Annotated in this window: 4 protein-coding genes; 1 reads left to right on the top strand and 3 read right to left on the bottom strand. The window is 34.2% G+C overall.

Annotated elements, in window-relative coordinates; translation table 11 throughout:
- Positions 1-490: 490 nt before the first annotated feature.
- From B371_RS0101060 to holA, 3 genes are all read right to left on the bottom strand, one after another.
- Entirely contained in the window at positions 491-1,156 is a 666-nt protein-coding gene (locus B371_RS0101060; protein ID WP_019412479.1) for a Fic family protein, read from the bottom strand.
- Between the two features lie 375 nt (positions 1,157-1,531).
- On the bottom strand, positions 1,532-1,699 hold the full coding sequence (locus B371_RS23250) for a hypothetical protein (RefSeq protein ID WP_157185121.1): 168 nt from the start codon (positions 1,697-1,699) through the stop codon (positions 1,532-1,534).
- Between the two features lie 111 nt (positions 1,700-1,810).
- Entirely contained in the window at positions 1,811-2,821 is a 1,011-nt protein-coding gene (gene holA, locus B371_RS0101050; RefSeq protein ID WP_019412477.1) for a DNA polymerase III subunit delta, read from the bottom strand.
- Between the two features lie 396 nt (positions 2,822-3,217).
- Between holA and B371_RS22625 the strand changes: the two genes are divergently transcribed.
- Entirely contained in the window at positions 3,218-3,352 is a 135-nt protein-coding gene (locus B371_RS22625) for a YqzM family protein (protein WP_019412476.1), read from the top strand.
- The last annotated feature ends 92 nt before the right edge of the window (positions 3,353-3,444 follow it).

Below are 3,444 nucleotides of genomic sequence, written 5' to 3'. Positions count from 1 at the left end.
CCCGCGAAGACGTTGACTCGCGTAGTGGCGTTCTTAGCCTTCGTTCCATTGTGCTCCTGCGGTTACTCGTCGCAAAGATACTGGCTTTTGGTCAGCATCTTTCCTGCGGGGCTTTCTAGCCTCGTGCTGTACCCACTTGAGTCGCCGCCTTGCGCTACAATCAAACATTACCTTTCTAAAATTAACGGATAACAATTAAATGTTCGTGTTTAATATCTAATTGAGGAGTTATGAAATTGACTCATGTAATTGTAGTTAACAATTGAAATAGTTTTTTACACAAGTAACCGTTTTTTAAGTTATTTATTCTCGTTCGTAAAAGTACTTGAAAGAAGTAGACGTTCCAATAGGTATGAACACACCACTTTGAACGTCTTTTTTAAAGTTATTATTTTCTATTTCGTGGGTCCATAAAAGTGAACGTCTTTGAAGTAATAAGTGTACATATTTGACTTAGATATACTTAATTAGGTTAGAACTGCACAGCACTTTAATAATCAATTCCGTGAACGCAGTTATCATAGGTCCACTGAATGATTTTTTCATCATTATTCGTTTCATAAAATTCTGATAATAATTGATTCCAATACTCTAATTGCTGTTCGCTGATATTAACTATACCCGAGCCATTTAACATCATAATTGCATTTGTAGAAACAATTGCTGTACGCTTATTTCCATCCCAAAATAGTTGTGTTCGCATACCATAATACATATACTTCAATGCTTTGTGTGTTAGTGTAACTTTGCTACCCATAATTTCATTAATAGCAGAGACTACTTCGGATTCAATTGGAATTGTAGGTGTATAGTCAACTCCATGTATTCCTACATTACCTGTTCGTAAAACGCCCCATTCCAGTGATTCATTATAGGATATAAAATTGTTTATTTTACAAGCTATCATCAGATTAAAAATAGTATCCGAAGGTAATTTTGAAACATATTGATACGCATTTTTAAGATTAAGAATAACTTGTACATCATCCATGCTAATCCCACTTACACTCATGCCTTCTACAATAGTTTTTGTTTGCGGAAAGGTTGTGTTCACATTTTCTAAGCGTGAAGCCGAATGGATCAGTCCAACAACACTTTTCTTTAATAAAAACTTTGATTCACGTTCATTAAGGTTGTACTTATTTGAAATATTCACTATTACCCCTCCATCTTTACAGCACTATTTAAAAAACTTTATTGTCATTATACTGTGCACACCTTTAGATTCATTCTGATTGATGACCTTAAAGGTCCAGGGTTTCAACAGCAGCATGTATGTCTTCATGGTAAATGCTGATGTATCCTAAAGTGATGCTTTCAGATCAAGGATTGAACATCTTCATCAAGAAGTGAATATGTCCCGATGTTTTCACGCCTTAATTTTTCGCTGAATCACTAATAATAACACACCATGTTAGATTCAAAAATGATAAGAATGTTGACATAACACCCGCATGAGGAAGTAGTCGTCTTCATTAAACTTCCTTAACAGCACGTTATTATAATTCTTTATTTTTATAGTCCTCATCTTCTATATCTTAAAATAGCGCATAAATTCTTCATGTAATGCTGTGTTTCCTGATAATGATTCATTGGTTTCATTGTCTATTAAATCAATAGATAATTTTCCAACCAGTTCATCTACTCGATCAATCATACATAATATTGAGTGAATGGCTCCTTCTATGATTTCATACACAGCATTTTGATATGCTTTTTCTCTTCACTTGTAAGACTTTTTTGAAGTATTTTAATTGAATATTCTTCTGTAGTCCAAATTAAATTTCCATCATTATTTAGACCATTCTGGTTATAATCTATTCATCAAAAATAGTTCTAAAATTCGTTCTCGTCGACCGCTACTAGTTTTCAATTTATAATCTGCTGTTGCTAGTGTATGTAACACTTTCAATAAACGATCTTCTCCAAATTGTTGTCTACTTTCCACAATTAATTTAACCCGGTATGGATTTACTTTTAATTGTTTTGCGATTGCTTGGGCATGATAACCCTTTTTCTGCAAATATTGTACATTTGACATTAGCCGAATTTGAGATGCAAGCAATGCGGTTAACATAATCGGTTCTTCTTTTTGTCTTAGTAAATCATGATAGACTGTTAAAGCTGTTGTTGTGTCTCCAAGTAAATAGGCATTCAATAGTTGAAATGCATCCTGTTCTAATGTACGCGTCATTAATAGTTCAACATCTTCTTGCGTAATTTCCTTTTCTTCACCTACATAGGTCGCCATTTTATGTATTTCAGACCGTAATTGAACGAGGTCATGCCCTATTGTTTCAATTAATCGGTTAACTGCTTCGCTCGTCATGGTTTTTCCCTCAGATGCCACAATCGATTTAACCCATACGACTAAATCGTTTCCATCTAGCGGTTTAGCAACTAATAAGAGTGTTTTTTCTTTCATCAGTTTTGTTATTTTCTTACGTTCGTCTAATTTTTCATAAGGTGCAATAAAAATCGTGATGGCTGTTTCTGACGGATTCTGAATCCAACTTTCAAATTTCTTTAAATCATGTTCTATTTTTTCTTTCCCTTTTTCGGTTGCTTTTAAGAAAGAGGCATTTTTGGCAATAATTAATTTCCGATCAGTAAAAAAAGGAACAGTGTCCGCTTCTTCAATAACATATTGAACAGGTACTTCATCTAAATCAAAATTTAAAATATCCGTTTCTCCATTTTGATTCAGCGATTCTTTTATTCGACGAACTGTTTCGTCAAAAAAGTAATGCTCTGTACCCATGAGCAAATAAACCGGACTAAATTCACCTTGTTGAATATTTTTCCAAGTCTTTGAGAACATAAGGCACCTCCTTTTATACAAATTCTTTTCCATTATACATGAAATGAGGAAAGAGATAGCACCACTCTTTTAACAGTTTTGATTGACACCTAGCTGAACAACTTCATGACCTCAAAGGAGGACTCATGTGATACAGGATAATTATTCTGACATCAAAAACTAAGCTATCTCTTTTTCATTCCTTTAGGGACATACAAATCGCCCTTGGCAACAAACAGAGCCAAGCTTAAACTAACCAAAGTATGTGGAACAATTTTTACTTTTTAAAACGCTTAAAACTAGAGCTTGTTTGAACAAAGTGTGTCATTCGCAGGAAATCAAGGAAATAAACTTGTTGTTTATGGATTTTCTTGTGACAATCCCTTATAATTAACTTGATATTAGGAGGGATTGCAAATGCACGAATTTGAAAAGAATGTCCAATCCAAACGTAACGATGCAATTGACTCGGGTGTTGGATTCGTTGTATCATTTGTTTTCTTTGCAGCGATTTTCACCATAGCGACTGTAATTGACTTCATTACAAAATAAATAACTCGAAAAACACAGCTTGTGCCTACTAAGGTACAAGCTGTTTTTCTTATATGAATATCGACTGAAGCTAGCCCGACTTTCGGCTTGAG

This window comes from Paenisporosarcina sp. TG20 (assembly GCF_000286315.1).
Lineage (GTDB): Bacteria > Bacillota > Bacilli > Bacillales_A > Planococcaceae > Paenisporosarcina.
Note: the sequence above shows the minus strand (reverse complement) of the source record. Positions and strands in the feature narration are given on the sequence as shown.

Excerpts from the sequence above, each read along its gene's own strand:
- holA (WP_019412477.1), bottom strand. The coding sequence starts at position 2,821 with ATGTTCTCAAAGACTTGGAAAAATATTCAACAAGGTGAATTTAGTCCG.
- B371_RS22625 (WP_019412476.1), top strand. The coding sequence starts at position 3,218 with ATGCACGAATTTGAAAAGAATGTCCAATCCAAACGTAACGATGCAATT.